Source organism: Nonomuraea sp. NPDC049655, assembly GCF_044465465.1.
Taxonomy (GTDB): Bacteria; Actinomycetota; Actinomycetes; order Streptosporangiales; family Streptosporangiaceae; genus Nonomuraea.
This window is the reverse complement of the sequence record NZ_JBITLS010000012.1, coordinates 123,083-143,614: the sequence shown is the minus strand read 5'-3', so window position 1 is coordinate 143,614 and position 20,532 is coordinate 123,083. Positions and strand designations below refer to the sequence as shown.

General features: G+C 61.5%; 16 protein-coding genes. 8 read left to right on the top strand and 8 right to left on the bottom strand.

Features of this window, described 5'->3' with window-relative positions; all coding sequences use genetic code 11:
• Nucleotides 1-10 precede the first annotated feature (10 nt).
• Nucleotides 11-1,609 (bottom strand): NERD domain-containing protein, encoded by a 1,599-nt coding sequence (locus ACIBQ6_RS34560; protein WP_397217043.1) that lies wholly within the window; start codon nucleotides 1,607-1,609, stop codon nucleotides 11-13.
• 291 nt (nucleotides 1,610-1,900) lie between these two features.
• Here ACIBQ6_RS34560 and ACIBQ6_RS34555 point away from each other — a divergent pair, with 291 nt between their 5' ends.
• From ACIBQ6_RS34555 to ACIBQ6_RS34545, 3 genes are all read left to right on the top strand, one after another.
• Nucleotides 1,901-4,291, top strand: a complete 2,391-nt coding sequence (locus ACIBQ6_RS34555; RefSeq protein ID WP_397217041.1) for a sigma-70 family RNA polymerase sigma factor — start codon at nucleotides 1,901-1,903, stop codon at nucleotides 4,289-4,291.
• Nucleotides 4,292-4,387: 96 nt separating this feature from the next.
• Nucleotides 4,388-6,121: an AIPR family protein gene (locus ACIBQ6_RS34550; RefSeq protein WP_397217039.1), complete on the top strand. Its 1,734-nt coding sequence runs from the start codon at nucleotides 4,388-4,390 to the stop codon at nucleotides 6,119-6,121.
• A 236-nt stretch (nucleotides 6,122-6,357) separates the two neighbouring features.
• Nucleotides 6,358-8,238 (top strand): DNA cytosine methyltransferase, encoded by a 1,881-nt coding sequence (locus ACIBQ6_RS34545; RefSeq protein WP_397217037.1) that lies wholly within the window; start codon nucleotides 6,358-6,360, stop codon nucleotides 8,236-8,238.
• Here ACIBQ6_RS34545 and ACIBQ6_RS34540 read toward each other — a convergent pair.
• From ACIBQ6_RS34540 to ACIBQ6_RS34530, 3 genes are all read right to left on the bottom strand, one after another.
• The gene (locus ACIBQ6_RS34540) at nucleotides 8,223-8,702 is read right to left on the bottom strand and encodes a very short patch repair endonuclease (RefSeq protein WP_397217340.1); all 480 of its coding nucleotides are present in this window, start codon (nucleotides 8,700-8,702) and stop codon (nucleotides 8,223-8,225) included. The two genes, ACIBQ6_RS34545 and ACIBQ6_RS34540, sit on opposite strands and share 16 nt — an antisense overlap.
• 307 nt (nucleotides 8,703-9,009) lie before the next feature.
• Nucleotides 9,010-9,567, bottom strand: a complete 558-nt coding sequence (locus tag ACIBQ6_RS34535) for an IS5 family transposase (RefSeq protein ID WP_397217036.1) — start codon at nucleotides 9,565-9,567, stop codon at nucleotides 9,010-9,012.
• Nucleotides 9,568-9,715: 148 nt separating this feature from the next.
• Nucleotides 9,716-9,877, bottom strand: coding sequence for a transposase (locus ACIBQ6_RS34530; protein WP_397217034.1), 162 nt, complete (start codon nucleotides 9,875-9,877; stop codon nucleotides 9,716-9,718).
• A 171-nt stretch (nucleotides 9,878-10,048) separates the two neighbouring features.
• On the opposite strand from ACIBQ6_RS34530, the gene ACIBQ6_RS34525 reads away from it, so the two are divergent.
• The 4 genes from ACIBQ6_RS34525 (at nucleotide 10,049) to ACIBQ6_RS34510 (ending at nucleotide 13,280) form a co-directional block, all read left to right on the top strand.
• Nucleotides 10,049-10,951 carry an IS5 family transposase gene (locus ACIBQ6_RS34525; RefSeq protein WP_397217032.1) on the top strand — a complete coding sequence of 301 codons (903 nt, stop codon included), beginning with the start codon at nucleotides 10,049-10,051 and terminating at the stop codon, nucleotides 10,949-10,951.
• Between the two features lie 342 nt (nucleotides 10,952-11,293).
• A complete protein-coding gene (locus tag ACIBQ6_RS34520) occupies nucleotides 11,294-11,473 on the top strand; it encodes a hypothetical protein (RefSeq protein ID WP_397217030.1) in 180 nt (59 codons plus the stop codon).
• Nucleotides 11,474-11,581: 108 nt separating this feature from the next.
• A complete protein-coding gene (locus tag ACIBQ6_RS34515) occupies nucleotides 11,582-12,181 on the top strand; it encodes a hypothetical protein (RefSeq protein ID WP_397217028.1) in 600 nt (199 codons plus the stop codon).
• A complete protein-coding gene (locus ACIBQ6_RS34510) occupies nucleotides 12,174-13,280 on the top strand; it encodes a DUF262 domain-containing protein (protein ID WP_397217026.1) in 1,107 nt (368 codons plus the stop codon). The genes ACIBQ6_RS34515 and ACIBQ6_RS34510 overlap by 8 nt, the downstream gene beginning before the upstream one ends.
• Nucleotides 13,281-14,266: 986 nt before the next feature.
• Here ACIBQ6_RS34510 and ACIBQ6_RS34505 read toward each other — a convergent pair.
• The 3 genes from ACIBQ6_RS34505 to ACIBQ6_RS34495 form a co-directional block, all read right to left on the bottom strand.
• Complete coding sequence (locus tag ACIBQ6_RS34505) at nucleotides 14,267-15,145, bottom strand: hypothetical protein (RefSeq protein ID WP_397217024.1); 879 nt, start codon at nucleotides 15,143-15,145, stop codon at nucleotides 14,267-14,269.
• A gap of 974 nt (nucleotides 15,146-16,119) precedes the next feature.
• Nucleotides 16,120-16,659: a hypothetical protein gene (locus ACIBQ6_RS34500; RefSeq protein ID WP_397217022.1), complete on the bottom strand. Its 540-nt coding sequence runs from the start codon at nucleotides 16,657-16,659 to the stop codon at nucleotides 16,120-16,122.
• Nucleotides 16,660-17,154: 495 nt separating this feature from the next.
• Complete coding sequence (locus tag ACIBQ6_RS34495) at nucleotides 17,155-18,183, bottom strand: AAA family ATPase (protein WP_397217020.1); 1,029 nt, start codon at nucleotides 18,181-18,183, stop codon at nucleotides 17,155-17,157.
• An 887-nt stretch (nucleotides 18,184-19,070) separates the two neighbouring features.
• On the opposite strand from ACIBQ6_RS34495, the gene ACIBQ6_RS34490 reads away from it, so the two are divergent.
• Nucleotides 19,071-19,427: a helix-turn-helix domain-containing protein gene (locus ACIBQ6_RS34490; protein WP_397217018.1), complete on the top strand. Its 357-nt coding sequence runs from the start codon at nucleotides 19,071-19,073 to the stop codon at nucleotides 19,425-19,427.
• A gap of 270 nt (nucleotides 19,428-19,697) precedes the next feature.
• Here the strand turns inward: ACIBQ6_RS34490 and ACIBQ6_RS34485 are convergent, their stop codons facing one another.
• On the bottom strand, nucleotides 19,698-20,525 hold the full coding sequence (locus ACIBQ6_RS34485; protein ID WP_397217016.1) for an AAA family ATPase: 828 nt from the start codon (nucleotides 20,523-20,525) through the stop codon (nucleotides 19,698-19,700).
• Nucleotides 20,526-20,532 lie beyond the last annotated feature (7 nt).

Below are 20,532 nucleotides of genomic sequence, written 5' to 3'. Positions count from 1 at the left end.
GTCAGGATGGTCAGAGCGTTGACCGGACGAGTCGTTCCAGAGCTGCCGAAGTCTCCCGACGGCAGGCGATCCACAAATGGATACGCGGCCGCGTCATCGCCACGTACAACCTGTCGAGCCGGTCAGCCAGGGCGTCCTCGTCGAGATCGAGGACGCATACGAACCGGTTTTCCAATCCTTTGATCTCATCGACGGTGGCCCATGTGATGCGGTCGCGCGGGCTGGGAGCGCTGAGCTGCTCAGGTAGACGGACCATCTTCCTGAAGCGGGTGCTCCCGCGGGCCGACGTCGTTTCCCAGTCACTTCCGATGGAAACGACCGTGATGTCTCCTGGACGTACGTCGTTGGCGAAGAGCTTGTCGAGGTGCTTGTCCAGGGCTGTTCCTTCGTCGGCCTCACCCTGTACTCCGCAGAATGTGACCGGATCGCCGGCCCCAGCCTTGGCCACACCAAGGTCAGCCCTGGTGTAGAGCTGGGTCTGCTGGACGATCTGCGTGGTGTTGCGGCAGTTACTGTTCAGCGGAACACGCGCCGGGTGAATGGACAACAGGTGGGCAAGCGCGTCGGCGTCGAATCCGGCGATGTCCAGGACCTGGTTGTTCGGGTCGGCCATGACGACCCAGTGTCCCTCGTCCAATCCGCCACGGAGTACCTGGTCGAAACGTTCCAGACAGTCGAAGGTCATGAGATCCTGCGCCTCATCGACGATCAACATGTCGAAACTGTCGGAGGCAACGGTTCCAAGCTCGTTGAACGACTTCACGATGATGTTCTCGTGTCCGAGCAGGCTTCCCAGGAAGGCGGCCAGACACGGACTCGCACACGTGACCAGAACACGGCCAGACACTGCCCATCGTCGTGCCGCCTCCGCCGCCAGGAAGGTCTTTCCGGAGCCCGCACCACCTTCGCAGAAAGTGCGGTTGTTGGCGCTGAACACGTCAATGAAGGCGTACTGGTCGGCGGTGAGACGTCGGAAACTCTCGTCCAGGGTCCGGGACCTCGCCGCCAGGGTGGGAAGAAGCTCGAAGTCATCGCGGATCGCTCTCTCCAATTCCCTCCGCAGCCTGGACGGGATGACGGAGCCGGCTCCGCGGTTCTTGGGGGGCCAGTACCTGCGGGCACGCTCCAGGGCACGTTGCAGACCGCGGCCCTCGTCGAAGGCGGTCGAACCGAGGTACATCTCGGGCGCCCACTCCGTGCTCGGCGGCAGATCCACATCTGTTGTGATCACCAGGTATCCGGATGCCACCTGGTGCATCTGCGAGCTGCCTATGGCCGACTTCAGCCGAGCCTCCTGGGCGTACATGGCGGATCGGGCCTGGTCGAACGGACTTTCACTTCTGGGCGTCCGGTGCGACCCGTGCCCGAACACCCATCGACCGTCCTGCCGACTGATGGGGCCGCCCTTGACCTCGATCGTCAGCAACACCTCTGGCGTTATCAGCAGAAAGTCGATTTCTCCGAGCCGCTTGTAGGCATGCTCAGGAAGATTCACTGAGTGGAACGCCACGGAATCGGTGTCAGGAAGCGCTCTGAGAGCCGCATGCACCCGTCGCTCAGCAGAACTCCTGACCGTAGAAACGGAAATTTCGCCCGGAATGACCCTCACTCATCCTCCTTGGAGCCGGGTCAACCGTAATGCGGTCGAGAGCCCTGTGCCCGTGGATCGCGCGGAATCTGTGGGTGCACGTGTAGCAACCCCGTATGGCATGGTAAGCGGGTGCGGACTGTAATCAACAGTCTTCGACTTGAAGGCGTCACCTTTACAGGAGGGGCCAACGCGGTAAGTCTCTCGGTTGGGAGAAGGCGAGGCGGTCCAAGGATTTTCGGGACATCAAAGCCGGGGGTCGCCAACCGAGGGAGAGGAACTGGCAAGCCGGGTCGTGGTTGGGACGAGGTCATGACAACCGAAGAAGTCGACAGGATGACGGACCCTCCTGGTCCAGCGGCGGACATCCCTGCGCAACTCGTAAGGCTGGTGAACAGGTACGTCGTGGAGGGGGCCATCACTCTTCATCGGATCGAACGGCTTGCGTTGATGTCGGGGGTGACAGGAGGCTCTGCCGTCCTGCGAAGAGCCCTGCCTGTCGCTGGCGTCATCATCCACATGGATGCTCCCAACCCCCCGTACGGGCAGGCCATGCAGTCGGAACTCCAACCAGATGCCGAGCTTGTGCACGAGGAGACCGTTGCGGACGTTTCGGTCGGTCAGGGGGCCTACGTCGAGTCAGGTCAGGAGGGGGCGGTGGCTGCCGCGCGGAAGGTGATCGCCGAAGACCGCGTGCGTGCTCGTCCCGAGGCGCGGACTCTCACTGCCCTGGAGGAGTGGGGACTGTGCGCCCTCCTCCGTCCCAACAGACCAGTCAACGCGGAACTGCCGGAAGGGTTCGCTCGGGGTCTCTCGCGTGACAGCGAGGCTTACCAGGCCTGGACGGCGTTGCTCTCCCACAACACACGACTAGTCTGGAAGATCGCTAAGGGGTATGGCGACCGCAGCTCGGACGGCCTCGAATGGAACGACATCTTCCAGCACGGTGTGCTCGGCCTCATGACCGCCATCCGCAAGTTCGACGTCACGAGACGCAACAAGCTGTCCACCTACGCGACGGCCTGGATACGTCAGAGCATCGAGCGAGGGATCATGAACGAGTACTCGCTCATCCGCTTCCCTGTGCACTTCCAAGAGGCGGTTCGTAAGATCCGAACCACGCAGGAGAAGCTGTCTAGGCAGGGTATACGCGCCTCGCGCGAGAACCTGCGGCTTGAGACAGGCCTTCCTGCCAAGACTATCGACGAGTACTTCTCCCTGCGCCGCAACATCGACTATCTCGACAGACCCGTCGGGGACGCAACCCTCGGTGAACTGGTTCTCGACGTACGAACCAGTGTGCCTGGACCCCATGAGGCTCTGAGTGGCGTCTTCGGACGCCAACGTGTTGACAGCCTCCTGTCTCTGCTGCCTGAACGGAAAGCCAAGATCCTCCGGCTCCGCCATGGAGCGGTGGACGGCGAGCTGTGGACTCTGGAAGAGATCAGCTCAATCTTCGGGGTCACCAGGGAACGAATCCGTCAGTTGGAGGTCAGCGCGATCAAGTTCATCAGAGTCTTCGTTACAGGCGGCGAGTACACGGGTGAGGGACCGGACGTGCCTCTCCCTCGCGAGCACTCACCTGACAGCGCTCTGGACGAAGCCCTCAGGAGGGTTCAGGCCAGATGCCGACCAGCCCTGCCTGTAAATTCAGGACATCAGGTGCGGGAGACCAGACCACAACGCCCCGCAGGCCTACTCCGGTTCGTCCGTGCCTCCGGCTATGACCTGGCAGAAGCTTTGGTAGATCTTGTCGACAACAGTCTTGTCGCTGGTGCCTCCACGATACGAGTCAGCTACTCCGCTGACCCTGGTCGGCCGTGGCTGGCCGTGATGGACGATGGCCGTGGACTGACCGATGACGAGCTGGGACAGGTGATGATGTTTCCAGCTGCTCCGGAACGCTCCGAACCGGGGGCTCCAGGGACGCTGTTCACCGGATTCAAGGCGGCCTCGCTCTCCCAAGCTAGGATACTGACCGTCCTGTCCCGCGGATCGGCGGGGCTCCTAGCCGCCCGTACGTGGAATTTCGGTGGTCGGACCGGCAGTCCCAGATATGCGATGCGGGCGGACCCGGAAGCTCTGCGCATCACGGAGGGGCTCGGGTTCGATGGGCAGGGGACCGTGGTCCTGTGGAGGGAGCTGGACCGGCTAGGTCGACCAGAACAACTCCGGCGGCAGATCGAATCGACCGCTCGGCACCTAGGTCTCGTCTTTCACCGTCCTCTCGAACGAGGGATGCTGAAGTTGGCCTTTGACAGACTGCCGGTGGTGCCGGTGGACCCCTACCTGCGTCTCCATCCCGCCACTCAGGATCGGGGTGTCGAGGTGCTCGAACATGTTGGACATCGGGTCCGGGTCAATCCTGTCGTCCTACCCCATCCATCCAGGCTAAGTTCGAGCGACCACCGCTCGGCACCCACCGACCGTCAGGGGTTCTACGTCTACCGGGGTGACCGTCTCGTCATTCCTGGCGGCTGGTTGGATCTGCACACTTTGGACGAGGCCGAGGACACGTCCCTTGCCCGTGTCTCCGTGGTGATCCCACCGGAAGCTGCCTCCCGCTGGGAACTGGATCTCCGCAACCGGTCGGTTCGTCTGCCCACTCCTCTCTTGGAACGGCTCGTCAGACTTGCCGACGACGTGCGGGATCGCTCGGGCAGGGTGTTTGCTCGTCGACGTCTGGAGGGGGCGGAGGCGTGACCGAGAAGGCGTCTGTTCGCCCGCCGCGACCATCTTGCTGGAGGAGGCAACAGTGCGGGAGGGTACGGGCCGTACGATGATCGGGCGGAGGCATATGTGAACGAGGTCGAGGAGTTCGCTGTCAGCCTCGAACGCGCTGTGAACGAGCGTGTCGACCGTGAGCCGGGATGGATGAAACGCGACGCGTTTATCGACATCGTCGGAGAGTACCTGGTTGAGGACGGAGCCCTTGAGGACCTCCAGGTCTGCTACCACCTGTCCCAACAGGGCAGAACCCGGATGGAGGTGGGTGGCTACTCCGTCAGCGACGATGGCAGGATACTCGACCTGGTCGCTGTCGATCACCCTAACTACTGTCAGACGGTTCCTCGAGACCAGATCCGCCAGCGCTACCGTTGGGCTCGTAACTTCGCCGAAGCCTGTCAGCGCGGACACCACCGGCAGATGGAGGAGTCGAGCCCCGAGTTCGACATGGCACAGACGATCAACCATCGCTGGAACGACTTCGGCAAGATTCGGATCTTTCTGTTCACTGACGGCCGCTCCACACTCACCAGCCTGGAACCGGAGGACCTCAACGGCATTCCGGTCGTCTACGAGTTGTGGGACATCGAGCGGATCCGCCGGCTCGCCACCTCTGGTAGGCAGGAGGAGCCGATCACTCTGGATCTGAGGGAGTTCGGCACTCCGATCCCGTGTCTGCCTGCCCTGGGCAACAACAGTGACTACCAATGTCTGCTCGCGGTGATCCCAGGGCATCTGCTCGCCGAAATCTACGAGCGCTACGGCGCCAAGCTGCTCCAGCGCAACGTTCGTGCCTTCCTCCAGGCCCGAGGCAAAGTCAACAAGGGCATCAGCGAGACGATCCGTCGGACTCCCGAGCGTTTCCTCGCCTACAACAACGGCATCTCAGCGACGGCAACCGGTGTCGAGCTTAGCGACGGACTACATGGACGGGAGATCGTGAGCCTGCATGATTTCCAGATCGTGAACGGCGGGCAGACGACCGCCTCACTGCACCACGCCGTTCGGCGGGACAAAGCCGACCTGAGCGATATCCAGGTCGCCGCCAAGATCACGGTTGTGGAGCCCGGGCAGCTCGACGACCTCGTCCCTCGCATCTCCCGGTATGCGAACTCGCAGAACACCATCAACGAGGCCGACTTCGAGTCCAACAGCCCGTTCCACATCCAACTCGAGAGGCTTTCCCGCAGCATCTGGGCCCCAGCGCCAGTCGGCTCGACGCGACAGTCCCACTGGTACTACGAGCGGGTACGTGGTCAGTACGACGTGGCAAAGTCCAGATTCACCACCGCATCGCAGCGCAAGGTCTTCGAACGGGAGAATCCCAACAGTCAGAGGTTCGCCAAGACCGATGCCGCCAGGTACGAGATGACCTTCCGGCTGCAGCCCCACGTGGTTAGCCTTGGCGCCCAGAAATGCTTTCAGATGTGGACGATGCAGGTGCTCTCGACCACGGAACCGCCCGGCGAACATGAGTTCCGAACGCTGGTCGCTAAGAAGATCTTCTTCGACCGTGCCCGCAAGGAGATCCAGACTCTCTTTCCCCGGGCCGGCTATCTGGCGAACGTCACCACCTACACCATCGCGCGTCTTATTAATGATCTTGATGTGAACGACGTGCTGGCGCACATTTGGCGAGACCAAGCCCCTTCGGAAGATCTACTACAGGCGGTCCGCGTGCTGTGCAGCCCGGTGCGGGAGTCGCTGCTCAAGGCTCCCGGCTCCGGCAACGTGACCGAGTGGTGCAAGAAAGAGGACTGCTGGAAGCGCGTAATCGACATCCCCTGGAACCGCGGCGGTGGGTGACTGCCTCCCAGCCGATCTCATGCGCTGGTTGACAGGTCTGCGATCATGGAACGTAGATCCAATGGCAGTACGGCGCTAGGCGGTGACCGCCCGCCTGGCGCCGATAGAGTTTCGGTTTTGCAGCGGCTAGAACGTGGGCGGACCGTGAACGGGTGCTCCTACCTGTGGATCCGGTGGCGGCCGACAGCCTCCCGTGTTGTCCTGGTGGCTGTCGGAGAGAGTTCAGGGAGGTCAGGGTGTCGTTCTACGGAGTGAAACTGCACCGCAGTGATGTACTCCAGCTACCGGAACACCCCGGTACCTGCAGCGCGGAGACGTTCGCAGAATGGTGTCGCCAGCGCGTCGAGTCCGGCGAGCGGCTTGCAGTTGATCTCTTCTCGGGCGCCGGCGGACTGAGTCTGGGGATTGAGCATGCTGGCTGGACGGTTGCAGCGGCGGTCGACTCTGACCAGCGTGCCCTGGAAACCCATCGAGCGAACTTCGCTGGTCTCTCGTTGCGGATCGACCTCGGCAACCAGGACGAGCGAGTGCACCTCATCGGGTTCCTCAAGCAGGTCGAGATCGACTTGATCGCTGGAGGGCCTCCATGCCAGCCCTTCAGCCGCGCCGGGCGCAGCAAGATCAGAAGTCTGGTTCGCGACGGCAGCCGCGATGCAGTCGATCTTCGCAAGGAATTGTGGCGTTCCTACCTAGAGGTAGTCCTCCAGGTGCGACCTCGCGCCGTCCTCATGGAGAACGTTCCCGACATGGCGCTGGGGGACGATTTCCGAGTTGTCCGATACATCGTGGATCAGCTTGAGCAGGTGGGATACCACACGAGTGTCAATCTGGTCGACGCGTGGAAGTTCGGTGTGCCGCAGCACCGCAAGCGCCTGATCGTGCTTGCTCGGTTGGACTCCGACGAGTTCGTCTGGCCTGCTCTGTCGGACCCGGTGTACCTCCGCGACGCGATCAGCGATCTCCCTATCCTCCGGGAGGACAATCCGATGGGGGACCGCCACATGCCCTACCAGCCTCAGGACGAGATCTCCGACTTCGCGAAGGAGATGCGCAAGGAGGTGCCCGACCCTGGCTCGGTCCACGATCACATGACCCGGGCTGTGCGTGATGACGATCTTGAAGCCTTCAAACTCATGGACCACAGGACGCTGTACTCAGACCTCCCCGCGGAGCTGCGTCGCTATCGGGACGACCACTTCGACGACAAGTATAAGCGTCTGGACTGGAACGACTTCAGCAGGTCCATCACTGCACACATCGCCAAGGACGGCTACTGGTACATCCATCCGGAGCAGCACCGGACGCTGACAGTCCGCGAGGCGGCGCGGACTCAGACCTTCCCCGACCACTTCCGGTTCGCCGGCACCCGAAGCGATGCGTTCCGGCAGATCGGAAACGCCGTTCCGCCCCGACTGGGCGAGGCCGCGGCCAGGGCGCTGCTGCCAGCCGGTGACAACAGCACCGCCGAGAACAGGTGGCTCGAACTCCACAGGAGTCTGAAGGAATGGGCGGTCCGCCAGCAGCAGGGACGATCCTGGTACCTCTACCCCGGCGAGAACGTGGACCAAGCCGTGGCCTTGGTCGTCGCCATGGTCGGTCCTTCGCGGGTCGAGTCGCACCAGTTGGGACAGGCTCTCGGTTTGCTGCGTGGTCTGACGAAGCTCAGAGCCAAGGAACTTGCCAGAATCCACGCGGCTTCTGGCCACAACCCGTGGATCGCGAAGCGATTGGCTGGGATCGAGGATCTGACCGGCCTTCAGAGACTCTGGGATGACAGTCATAGGCTTGTCGAGCGACTGGCGCTGATGCCCTCAGAGAGATCGCTGTTCCTGCTGCTCATGGGCGACGATGTGATCCTCACCTCTCAGGGACCCCTACGGGTGGCCGCCCGGGTGGGTGGCAAGGCCACTCACGAGAAGAACCGGCTCACCGACGGGCGTGTGGAGATCGCTCGGCTGATCGGTGGAGGTGACGACGCGCCGCTGCGGATGGCAGCTCTCAGGCATCTGTCCACGACTCAATGTCTAGCCAGCGCCGACCCCTTCTGCGGGGAATGCCCACTCCAGCGTTGGTGTCGGTTCGCCGCGGAGCGCGAGGATGATCAGAAGCTCTTTTGACGATCCTGGGTCGCTGCGACGACCCGATTGGCAACGCCCTCGACATCCTTCCTCACCTCACACTCCCACACTCGGAGAACCCGCCAGCCTGCCTCCGCCAAGAGGTTGTTGTTGCGCGTGTCCCGAGCTCGGTTGGTGGCGAGCTTGTGCTCCCATCTATCTGCGTTCGGGCCCTTGAACCGTTCTGGAGAGTGAACCGGACAACCGTGCCAGAAGCACCCATCGACGAATACCGCCAACCGCCAGCGGGGCAGGACGAAGTCGGGAGTACACCTGCCGACCAACCTCTGATGGAGGCGGAACCGCAACCCCAACGCGTGGACAGCCCGGCGGAGTTCGACCTCCGGCCGAGTGTTCCGGGTACGACGTCTACGCAGGTGGGCACCCTTCTCGGTCGAGATCCAACCGCGTCTGCCAGTGCCGCCCTCGCTGCTTTCGGGTTCGTTCGCATCTGGACGGTGCATGCAGCCAGTCTCTCCGATCAGCAGGTCGCCATCCAACACACCAGAGTCTCCACCGATCTCGGAGCGGCTCGGTGTTGACAGTAATCCCTAGTCTGACAACCGACATTAAGGGATAGGCCCGCCAGACAGAGGCTAGAAGTTCTGGACTCCTGACTTCCTGGTTGCAAAAGGGAGCCGGTCGCAAGTTGTAGAGGCACCCGCCCTGCCCAGGCGCATGATGGCGGGCGTCAACATTAGGCGCTGTGCGACCTCGTTGTTGTCCTCATCTGCTGTACAGCAACCCCTATCAGCAGTCTTTCTCTCCCCCCTAGGCCGTGGCCGGTAGATCAGCGTTGATCCATAACAACGCGCTGACCAAGGTGATCGCAGCTCGGTAGTTGCGGGAGAGTTTGTCGTAGCGGGTGGCGATGCCGCGCCATTGCTTGAGCTTGTTGAAGCAGCGTTCGACGACGTTGCGGCGACGGTAGGCGGCCGGGTCGAAGGCGGGAGGGCGGCCGCGGTGTCTGCCTCGCCTCCGTCGCCTGGCCTGCTGGTCGGCGCGTTCGGGAATGGTGGCTTTGATCCTTCGGGATCGCAGGTGGGTGCGGATGGCGCGGAAGCGGTAGGCCTTGTCGGCGATGACGCGATCGGGCCGGGTCCGGGGCCGCTCGCCTGCGGGCCGGGCAACGGTGATCTGCTCCAGTACTTGGGTGAAGACCGTGCAGTCGTTGACGTTGCCGGGAGTGACGAGGACGGCCAGCGGCAGGCCGCGGCCGTCGGTGGCCAGTGCAGCTTGCTGGTCAGTCCTCCGCGGGATCTGCCGAGTGCCTGATTCGTCCTGTCCGGTTCCCCCTTTTGCGGGCGTCGGCCGCGTGCTGGTGGGCACGCACGATGGTGGTGTCCATGCTGACCGTCCAGTCCAGGCGGCCGACGGCGTCGTCGTGCACCTGCACGTGTTCGAGCAGGGCGTCGAAGGTGCCATCGGCCGCCCAGCGCCGGTAGCGCTCGTAGACGCTCTTCCGGTTGCCGTACCGCTAGGGCAGGTCCCGCCAGGGCGCCCTGGTGGTTAGCTTCCACAAGATTCCGTTCAAGACGGTCCGGTGGTTCAGCCGCCGGCGGCCTTGCCGTGGCTGGGAGGGGAGCAACGGCTCGACCCGCGTCCAAGCGGCATCGGTCAGCTCATGACGACGGGCCATGTGACCCTTGCAGCCCAGGCTGGTGATCGATCTCAGGCGATCGACAAGATCTAACGGACACGGCCCAGAGCCTGTCTCAAAGTGTTGATCAACGGCGTGTCGTAGCCAGACACGCAGAGAGGTCTCCGGTAAGGGTTCAACGACCAAGAAGAACCTGCAACCGGAGACCTCGTGGACACCTTAGCGGTGACGCGGCGGTTCGACCTCACCGATGCGCAGTGGGCGCGGCTGGAACCGCTGCTGCCCGCGGGCAGGAAGCCAAGTCGGCCATCGCGGTGGAGCAAGCGCCAATTGATCGACGGCATCCGCTGGCGGGTACGAGTGGGCGCGCCATGGCGGGACGTGCCGGATTACTACGGCTCCTGGCAGGCGGTCTACAGTCTGTTCCGCCGGTGGCAACGTGCCAGCGTCTGGCAGCAGATCCTCACCCACCTGCAGGCTCTGGCCGATGCTGCGGGTTTGATCGGATGGCAGGTCGGGGTGGACTCCACCATCTGCCGGGCCCATCAGCACGCGGCCGGCGCCTCCCGGAACGGCCAGAGGCAGGTCGAGCCGCCCGGCGGACTGCAGTCTGAGCCCGCCGATCACGCCCTCGGACGCTCCCGGGGCGGCCTGTCGACCAAACTGCACCTGGCCTGCGGCCGGGGCCAGCGCCTGCTCGCCCTGGTGGTGACGGCTGGGCAGCGGGGCGACGCGCCACAGTTCCCCACGGTCATGGCAGCCATCAAGGTGCCCCGGCTCGGGCCCGGCCGCCCACGCGCCCGGCCCGAGATCGTCCGGGCCGACAAGGCGTATTCCTCCCGTGCGATCCGGCAGCACCTGCGTGCTCGCAAGATCCGGTGCACCATCCCCGAGCCTGCCGACCGCATCGCCGCCCGACAGCGGCGCGGCAGCCGCGGTGGCCGCCCGCCGTCCTTCGACGCGGCCGACTACCGCGCCCGCTCAGCCGTCGAGTGCGGTATCAACCGGCTCAAACGCCATCGCGGCATCGCCACCCGGTACGACAAACTCGCCGTCCGATACGAAGCCACCGTCCACATCGCAGCCATCAACGACTGGCTCAGGATCCTTTGAGACAGGCTCTAGGGTGCCGGCGATCCTCTTCATACGACAAGTTGTCAAGGACGGAACACGACGGGCGCGTCTCTTTGCGTAGGAACCACTCCCCACTGCTTGATCCGGGGCTCACTCGGTAGCAAGGTCAGAGGTTTCCTACAGAGGAACCTGATAGGCCGAGAATGTTGGCGATCGTCAGGGTGGCACCGGCTACGACATTCCGACTACCAGTTTGGGCGCCTGAGGCGCGCTCACAATCTGCTGCGATTCAGGTAAAGCCGTACGCGGTGCTTCTCAGTGGGGGTTCGCGAATCCCCATGATCCACCGCCCTGATGGGCACGTACTTGCACTGGGTGTGCATGTCGGCGCTGGTGACGGCGGTTCCTGCCAGGTCAGCGACGCTGTCCAGCAGCGACTGGAAGCAGGTCGGACAGGTTTCCACCTCGCGGGGCGAGGGGGACAGCCTGAACCGATCAGACTTGCGGGGTGATGAAACGCGCTATAATTATCAAACGTTTGCCTGGAAGATCGCGTGGTGACGCGCGGCCGAGGTGGTAATGCCGGCTTCATCACTTTCACCCAGTGCGGCGCAGGTGTAACGGCTGCGGCACGTGCGTGCTCAGCTCAACGCTCGCTGAGGGGACACGATGGCCGCTGTTTCGGGGCTACCTGAATTCTGGAAGGAATTCAGTTCTCTGGGGCAGGAAGTTGACTACTTTGTGACTGCCCGACTGTTCGACGGAACACCCGCGGTGTGGCCTCAAGAACTCAAGTACATCAAATGGCGACATCTGGTCGCAGCCGAGCTAGGCGTGGACCCGATGGCCGTCCAGCTTGTCGGAAGCGCTCGTCTGGGCTACTCCATGAACCCGACGAAGAACTTCAGGAAATTCCACGAAGGCTCGGACTTAGACATCGCGGTGATCTCACCGGAGCTCTTCGAAAAGGCATGGGGTGAGCTCCGAGAGATGATTGATGACGAGTTCTTCTCCGGAAATAAGAACTACCTGCGTAAGCTGGTTTTCGAGGAGTGCATCGCCCTCGACATTGTGCTGCCGCGACTGTCCTTTGGCGAGCAGTGGTCACGGTCCAGAGATCTCTTCATCCAGGATCTCGGTGGCGCCTTCAGAAACTGCGAGGTCAATTACCGGCTGTACCGCAACCATGCGTCGCTCAGAAGCTATCAGGTGAAATGTGTGAACATCGCGCGCGACCGCGCGATCGAGGAGGGCGTACACCATGGTTGATCACGGACTCAAGTTCGAGATCGAGTCGAAAACGGTGGCGGAGTTCCGGTCGCTGAACAAGTCCGGCGAGCTGATCCTCCAGCCTGAGTACCAGCGCAAGGCCGTCTGGCCCGAGCGCGCCAAGGTGTCCTTGATGGAGACCATCCTCCTCGGGTATCCGATCCCGGAAATCTACCTCGCATATGAGACATCGCCGGAAGGGGAGCAGACCGCGTCCGTTGTCGACGGTCAGCAGCGCCTCACCTCTTTGCTTGAGTTTCTCAACAACAAGTTTCCGCTGGACGGGCTGGAAGATGAGAAGCTCCGTGAGAAGTTCGAGGGGAAATTCTTCAAGGAGCTGCCCGACGATGTACGTCAAGAGTTCTTCCAATATCGTTTCCCGATTCGGCGCCTGTCTAACCTTGCCGACGAGTTCGTGCGCGCAGTTTTCGCGCGCGTCAACAGGGTCAACATGGTGCTGACGGAACAAGAACTCAGAAATGCTTTGCTGCCTGGCCCGTTCAACGACTTCCTTAAAGACTGTGTGGCTCACCCGATAAGCGACCTATCCGGCGTCTTCAGCGGTGAACGACGTAAACGAGGCGGTGATCTGGAGTTTTATGCCGAGGTTTTCGGCACCTGTATATTCGGGCTGTCCAACAAGAAAGCCGAACTCAACGAACGCTACGACAAGATCTCCGCAGATTTTGAGGACTACCAGGACCGTTCGGCAGAATTTCTCAAACTACTGACGGTCCTCAGTGATACCCTAAAGTGGGTTGGCCGAACCAGGTGGTCGAATATCGTCGACATGTTCACGCTGCTACATGTCTCCTGGGGACTGCGCGAGGAGCTAAGCAACGCCAGCCCCGCTCAGAAAACGCAGGTTCGGGAACTTCTGGACCTGTTCCAGCGTGCAGTCTCGGCCAGGAAGCGCAATGGCGAACCCGGAGAAACAACCGGCTTTTTGGTATCCCTCGCAGCTATGGTCAACATGACGGCCGAGGTAGTCGAGGAGATCGTCGATGCGTATACGTCGGGCATCCGGAACTCGTCCGACCTGGGCTCACGGCGAATTCGCTCTCAGCAGCTGGCATTGCTCCTTTCGAAGAAGCTCTAGAGCTAACCGAATTGTGTTTGTCCTTGAGGTCAGACCAAGCCGTGCTGTCACCTCAGCCATGGTCACCCGGTGCCGGGCCCCACGAAGGAGGGTCTCGGCACCGATCGCCCCAGCCACGTCTGGCGAGTGGCGAAGTGGGCGATCGTCACGGTCCTGACCACTTCGATGCGAACTGTAGGCGGGCCCACGACGACAGCCCTGCCGACCAGATCGAACGTGCGCCGCCGCGCGACGGAGGTCGGTGCTGTATGACGCTGCCGCTGGACAAACTGCTGTACAGCACGTGGCTCAGAAAGCACTGGAAGCGGTGTGGCAGCGACCTTCCGCTTCCAGTGGGATCAACCTCGCTGCCAACACAGTCATCTGCCGATGGCTGGAGGATCGCGGAGGTGCGCCGGTGACTGCCGAAGATTGCCGTTGTTGCTGTCAGCTTTTGGGCATCTTGATGAGGGCGACGCGCTGCGCGGTCAAGTTGGGGCGAGCCTAGTAACCAGCGTCGAACCACACGGCCTGTGTGTTTGGGGTCGGTGTCCCACTATCCAGGGTAGTTGAAGGCGCTGCGCGGCAGGGACGCCCCGATCACCGGTGCGACGTCGGCAAACGTCATCTCGATACGTTCGCGGTCATCCGTCCGTAGACGCCGCTCAAGCCGCTCATACTGCCCACGTCGCACCACGTGCTCATTGTTGGCTGTCTCAGATTTGCTGTCAGCTGTGCTGGGACGATGGGGATTACATACGCCGTGCCACCTGACATTGAGATCCGTAGGCGGATCAAGGATGTCCACGAGCGTCCATACAGGCATCGCGCCGCTCAGAGTCGCTAGAGACCACCTGGGATTCCACCACCGTCCGTGGTCATCCAGAGCCGCTGTTAGCAAGATCGGCGCTCAGACCGAGTAGTTGGTGGAGAGGAGATCCGGAGCGTAGGGCCTCCATGGCCCGAGCACCGGGAGTCGTACGGCGGTGGAGCCCAAGCTTGCCTGATTAGTCGAACGCTGGCAAAGCGCGAATCAGATGGCCAACCCTCATCTGATCGGGCATTGGCCAGTTTGCGAAACGAGGCGCGAGCATACAGTGAAATGCACCGGAGGTGATCAGCTCTTCCAGCAGATCAAGCGGAGATGCCAGGAGTAGTCCAAATGCTTTGAGTGCTGCACGCTGCTTCAGAATTCCCTTGTCCATGGTCATGAAGGCATGTATTCCCATGCGAGCCGCAGATCTAGCCAGCGTGCGGTCGAAACCTTGAGGCAAATTTGCTACAGCATCTTCAAGCGGTGAATCCGGAAGAATAAGTAGTCCTTCTCTAGAAGGAGGGGCAATCCCAGACGGCCCGCCGCTTACCAAGCTCAGTGCTGAAGCAAACTCTTCAAATGCCCTGATTCTATTGGTGCGATGTTCGATAGAGAGACGTTTTTTTGCATCGTTAATCGATGCGGGCAGGATGACGAATCTGATATCTCGTAATACCCACAAGGCAATCAGCATTTGAAGTCCTTCCAGCTCGCCTGCATAGTCACCATCGGCGAAGTCTGGAAGACTATCACCCTCCCATAGCGCTCGCCCGTACTTAAAGTAGTCTATCAATATATTCGTATCCCATACTATGAACAGTGGGCCGCGACCTCTGCGTGTATGGAACAGGCGAGGGGCAGCTTCATATACGAAATGAGGACCCTCGGGAATCGCTGTGCTGGATCGCAGGGGACGAGGATCATCTTTTTCCAGATCGAACAGTGCCGCCCTGAACCGGGCAGCCATCGAATTAAAGAGATGGAGACCCCAGTCCTCAAGGCTGCTGTAGTCGGCCGTAAGATCGACATAGAGAACTCGGGGGTCAAGCGGATGCCCGCCATGCGCTTCCACGTTCCATAGTATTGCACTCGTGTCAACAGGATATGGTGTGACGAACTGCCACACTGCTAGGCCGCAATCTCGAAGAGCCACGGCGGGGCTTGCGAATAGCCCTAACTTTCGAGATGTGCAGGCACAGCCGCAGCCGACCTCGTCTGGAGTCGAGCGCATCACTCCAGGTGACCTGCCGAGCCTGTCCGTAACGCTGGCCGACTGTTAGCGGTCATCAGGAAACCGCGGCCGGCGATCACTGACGATCCTGGTAGATGGCTATGAGCTCCAGGCGGACGGTCACGAAAATCCCGGCGGCGGACTCATCGCCCGAGGGGCCAACGAAGGAGTCCTGCGGCGTCGATGGCCCCCAGCCACGTTCCGGCGCCAGCCAACCGCATGGCGGTCGTAGGGCGTGCTGGACGGTCAATCGTGATCGAAACCGTGACCCCGATATGGCCCCCAGACCAGTTCCTGGTGACTGTGTGTCGGGAAACCCCCATCCGTCTGCCAAGATCGCCATGTCTGGCTTCCAGGAGAAACTCGTACCCTTCCACACCGATCAGCCCCGAAATCGCAGGAAGGCTAACGACCGAGTTCCTCAACATGATCAAAGATCTCGACCTAGCTAGAACCCCTTCATTACGAGTGAGAACGCAATCGACTAGAATCGTCCACTGTCGTCTTCCGGGCCTGGTCGGGTGAGCTCTACGAGGTCTCGCGATCCACGGACATCCGAGGCCGTCCAGACCTGTTGTTAGCAACAGCGTTAGCAAGGCCCCGCGGCCGGTGTCAGGGCATGCGTGAGTATGAGCACTCTTAACCGGGTTGCGCACCACCGCAGCGCCCAGCCAGCGGTCATGAGGAAGCATTACAGATATCGCTTCCTGCGTATCACTGCGGCGCCGACCTCAAGACAGGGATGTTGAGTTCAAATAGCCAATAACCCGACATGTCACATCGCCTATCCTGAGACAGCCGCCATTGCAGCAATTTTATGCGTGATCCGGCTTCACAACTACATCTAGTCTAGGAAGCATCGAGCCTGTGGGTTCTCCTATGGGCTGCGGCTCAGATTGAACTTGCAACTCAACACCAAAGAAATCTATCGTGCCTGCAAACTGCTCATTGAGTCGCTGTAGAGCACCACGGCGGTGCTCCGGTCTAAGTGGATACGGGACAGCCCAGCTTGCGCCGGCCGATACCCAAACGATCGCGTCAGCCTGATATTCGCAGGCATACAGCACGATCTGCCCAAAGTGTCCGTGGTCGCTTGGGCCAAACTGATTCTCGATGATCACGGTTTTCCCGGCATCGTCTCTCGCGACAATGTCAGCCCGAAACCGGCCTATAAGGACCTCACTAGCAACGAACTCCAGGCTCCTTCCAAGCTTCTGCCCTAGTAGAGGCAGATTGTCGATCACCCAGGGCGTGAGATCTCGGTCCTCGTCAGGCCACGTGTTACGAACGTCAAGTTCGTACGACACAACCTCGACCGACGCCCAGTCGAACTCCTCATGATCAGGTTTCCGCATATGCCTAGGGTCGCATTCCATTTCCACTTGTGTGGGACAGTCCGCTATTCAGGCGGACCAACCGCTCTGGTGGAGACCGCTCCCCTCAGGAAGTGCGGTATGCGTTGGCCGCTGCGTGCTGGTGGTGCAGCATGCTGTCGCCAGCATTGTCGTCAGTAGCGCTGCCCGGTGGCAAGGCCCGACGAAGGAGGGCCGCGGCAGCCGATCGCCCAACCCCCTGTGGTGAGAACCGAAGTGGGCGATCGTCACGGCCTTGACTGGCGACCCTCATGCCCCAGGCCGGTCCCACGTGAGCGCCTACTTGCAAGCGGGAGCTAGTCACCACGCGGGGAGCTCCTCGGCCTGCTCGGGCGTGTGGTGGTGTCGACTTGACGTGTTGTGCGGCCCTGTTGCTGTATTTCGCTGCTGTACAGCGCGGACAACTTACTTGCACGCCGTCTTTAGTTCCGCATCGCGGGAAGAGGGCCTACCTACAAGCGTGGGTTGTAGTCGGCACTACGTAGGGATAAGCGTATTGTATTCATCATCGATGAAGCTAGTGATGGACCAGTTCTGCTGAATTTCGGCGGGCAGGGGAGAGTGGGTCACCACGACCGTCTGAAAGCCTAGGGTGGCGTCAGTCAAGAGTTTGAACATCCTGTCCACACGCAATGGATGCAAGAAATCTCCAAAGTCGTCAATAAGCAGCAGCGTGGGCCCCGTTTGGCTGAGCACTTGTGCAAGCGCAATCGCGGTCTCGAACAAAACCGTCCACACGACGGCGGAGCTTAGATGTCCTTCCAGTCGTACAGGCTCTGGCCAAGAGCGTAAATGGACGAGTGGGGTGCCGTCGGTGATCTCGACGCTTGACACTTCGCCGCAGACTCTATCTGGTACTTCAAAGAGGAGGTTGCGAAAGGAATTGGCGTCAAGGTCGAGCAGCTCCGCCAACTCACGCAACTCTGTGAGATGGTTCCTGGGAGTCCTCACGATGATCGGACGATAGGGTGCCGGTACGAATGGCACGGGTTTGTGGTCGAGCTTGAACCTGATACGGCTGTCACGCGCTTGCAACCGCAGCATGTGCGGCTGTGGGTCGAACCAATGGATGTCGGCAGCCAAGTCCCCCACCCATCGGCGGTCTCCGAAGGGAGCCGACTGAGCAACGCTTGCCAGGAGATCAAGCAAGATGCTCTTGCCCGTGCCGTTGTATCCGACGACTACGTTAAGAGCGGATAATGTCACCGATCGGGAGGCCAGAGCCGCTGGCCCCTGGTGGATCGTGATACCGGTGACGAGACCGCCAGGTGCTACTAGCCCGCGCATCTCCTGCACCAGGTAATTCTCGTGGAGCTGGCGCCAGCCAAGCAGCAGCTGCGCCGGATAGCCCTGCCCTTGATTAGTGTCGATGAGCCGTGCGTGGTCCGCGCAGAGCCAGATACCGTTGGATGCGGATTGAAGCTGGTCGAACGGCAGTCCGCCGGTGCCGCGCGGTCCACCAGGCGCAGCGGCGTAAATGTGGCAGGCAGTACCGATACAGGCCACGTCATCCGGTCTGGGGCCGGGTCCGAGAGTCGGTCGACGGCAATCAGGCTTCGAGCACCTGTAACCTGCGCGTTCTGCTATCCGCTTGCGGACTTTCCATGGGAAGTCTGCGCGCCCGATCGTCACCATCGCATTCTGACACAGGCTCAGGACACATTTGGGCCGGCATCGGGGTGCCGGGTCCGTCCGAGTGGGGGCAAGTGATAGCTGCCAGGGCTAGAGTTGCTCTGCGCTCCCTTGTAGATCTGACTGCTTGGAGATCCACGCATAACTCGAATGCTTGGAGTACGTCTGAGACGACATGATCGGCTCCGTGCTCCTCATCGGGCTATGTTTCACGATATATCCAGATCGTGCGCATACCCGCCCCGTGCCCCGCCGGTCACATGGGCAACGAGGTTGTCCCCGATCGCCCAGCCACCATCATCGAGGGTAACGCCACAGCATTTTGGTCGCCGTCCAGAAAAGCCCCACGTCGGGCTCCACCACATCCGCAAGCTCGCAGACCTTAGCCAGCCTGGGCGGCGGGCCCAGCCTTCTGGAAACATCTCATGACCTGCGACGGGGCAAGGCCCTCATCGTTTGCCGCCGCTGCCACGAGAATATTCATGCCGGACGTCTCGCCAAGCCCTACCGGAAATGCTCACTGGAGAGCAGGGTGCGGGGAAATCTTGCATGCCCGGTTTGGGGAGAGGCCGACGGAAAAGGACCCGGCCAAGGGAACCTCGTTGGCGGTCGACTTCACTTGGACGGCGGGCCGGAGAAACGTATCAGCCGCAAAGCCGACAACGCGCTTCGGTCCGACACCGCAGCAATCGCCCCGGCCCCGTATGGTCTTAGCCGAAGTCACCGATCGTCACGGGCCAGCCGATACAAAATCTGCATGAATGCTTGCAATCAAGGTATGCGTGCGCCACACTGTGCGTCGGATACGCCCGCGGGGTATTATTGTCTATCTTGGAGGGATAATGGATCGCCGTGAAATTCGACGTCGTCGAAAAATATTGGGTATGCGTCAAGAAGACTTAGCAAAAGACGCCGGAGTGAGCACGTCGATGATCAGCCACCTTGAGAACGGGAGGGCCTGGTCATCTGGGCGCGTCAGTCAGCAGATCGAGTTGGCTCTCTTAACTCGGGAGGGACGGGTATCCGCGGATCTCGCCCGTGCGCTGCACGAGGCGCAGCGTGCTCTGGACGCGTTGAAAGCCGCGATGATCCGCGAGGCTCGGGACCGATCTAGGTAACCAATCTATGGTCTGCGATAGCACAGAACCTGAGCGCGTGGGCGGTGCTGGCCCGGACCGGCCGAAGAGCCGCAGCCGGGCCAGCGACCGCCCGACGCGCGGCGGGCCGCCGCAGGCGGTTCGCCCTTGAAGACGTAGAGAAAGTTCTCATCCAGGGGCGAGGACGGGCGAGGACGGGTGTGTCCTGTGCGGGGACATGCTTGGCAGTGAGCCTCAGACGATGGTGTCGCTTGGCGAACGCGGGGTCGGAGTCGGCCGTTCAACAGGGTTCTAACCGTGGATTTCCTTCAGCGCCTGGCGGGCTTGGGTGGCGAGATTGATTGCAGTGCCGAACCGGTTGTCCACGGTGATGTGGGCGGTGGAGGGGCTGGTATCGGTGTTGAGGGTGCTGACGTAGGCATCCCAGTTCTGAAGCTTCCAGGCGTCGCGGGGGTCGTCGCGGAGTTCGATGTGCCGGCGCATGGACTCGGCATCGCAGCGCACCCACACCGCCGCTACTTCGATGCCCCTGGTCGCACAGCGATTGGTCAGGCGGACTACCCAGCCACGATCGGCCAACTCGGCGATGAATGGAGCCGACAGGATCACTGAGGTCCCTGAGCCGAGGACGTCGAAGGCGGTGTCCATCAGGCAGCGGTACTCCAGCGGGCGGACCTCGCGTAGGTACAGCTCGGTGTGCCGGTCGTGAGGGTCGCCGCCGAGAGCGACAAGTAGGCGCTCAACCAGAGGGCAAGTCAAGGTGTCCTTATCGATGAGGGCCCAACCGGTGACCTCGGAGAGGAACCGAGAGAACTCGGTCTTGCCCGATCCCGCGTAGCCGGCGATGAGTGTGAGGCTGGGATTCGAGCTGCCTTGGCTTTGGTGACGTCGCCACGCACCCATGACGCCGTTGAGGAGAGTGGTCGCCTCGGCATTGGCTGGGGGGTCCGTGGTTTCGAGCAGCACGTGTTTGATCACTTCGTCGGCTGGATCGTCGTTCGAAGGAGCGATGGGCTCAGGTAGATCCGGAACCCGTCCTTCGGGTACGGCCACTTCGTCTGAGGGCGGCAGACGGAGCCTAAGGCTGGGTTCGTCGTCGTGATCGATACTGTGGTCCATTGGTGGC

What these genes read in the sequence shown, in the direction of transcription:
- ACIBQ6_RS34490 (WP_397217018.1), top strand. Translation starts at nt 19,071, where the DNA reads ATGCTTGCAATCAAGGTATGCGTGCGCCACACTGTGCGTCGGATACGC.
- ACIBQ6_RS34530 (WP_397217034.1), bottom strand. Translation starts at nt 9,877, where the DNA reads ATGGCCCGTCGTCATGAGCTGACCGATGCCGCTTGGACGCGGGTCGAG.
- ACIBQ6_RS34485 (WP_397217016.1), bottom strand. Translation starts at nt 20,525, where the DNA reads ATGGACCACAGTATCGATCACGACGACGAACCCAGCCTTAGGCTCCGT.
- ACIBQ6_RS34555 (WP_397217041.1), top strand. Translation starts at nt 1,901, where the DNA reads ATGACAACCGAAGAAGTCGACAGGATGACGGACCCTCCTGGTCCAGCG.
- ACIBQ6_RS34520 (WP_397217030.1), top strand. Translation starts at nt 11,294, where the DNA reads ATGTCGGCGCTGGTGACGGCGGTTCCTGCCAGGTCAGCGACGCTGTCC.
- ACIBQ6_RS34515 (WP_397217028.1), top strand. Translation starts at nt 11,582, where the DNA reads ATGGCCGCTGTTTCGGGGCTACCTGAATTCTGGAAGGAATTCAGTTCT.
- ACIBQ6_RS34540 (WP_397217340.1), bottom strand. Translation starts at nt 8,702, where the DNA reads ATGCACCGTCCAGATGCGAACGAACCCGAAAGCAGCGAGGGCGGCACT.
- ACIBQ6_RS34510 (WP_397217026.1), top strand. Translation starts at nt 12,174, where the DNA reads ATGGTTGATCACGGACTCAAGTTCGAGATCGAGTCGAAAACGGTGGCG.
- ACIBQ6_RS34500 (WP_397217022.1), bottom strand. Translation starts at nt 16,659, where the DNA reads ATGCGGAAACCTGATCATGAGGAGTTCGACTGGGCGTCGGTCGAGGTT.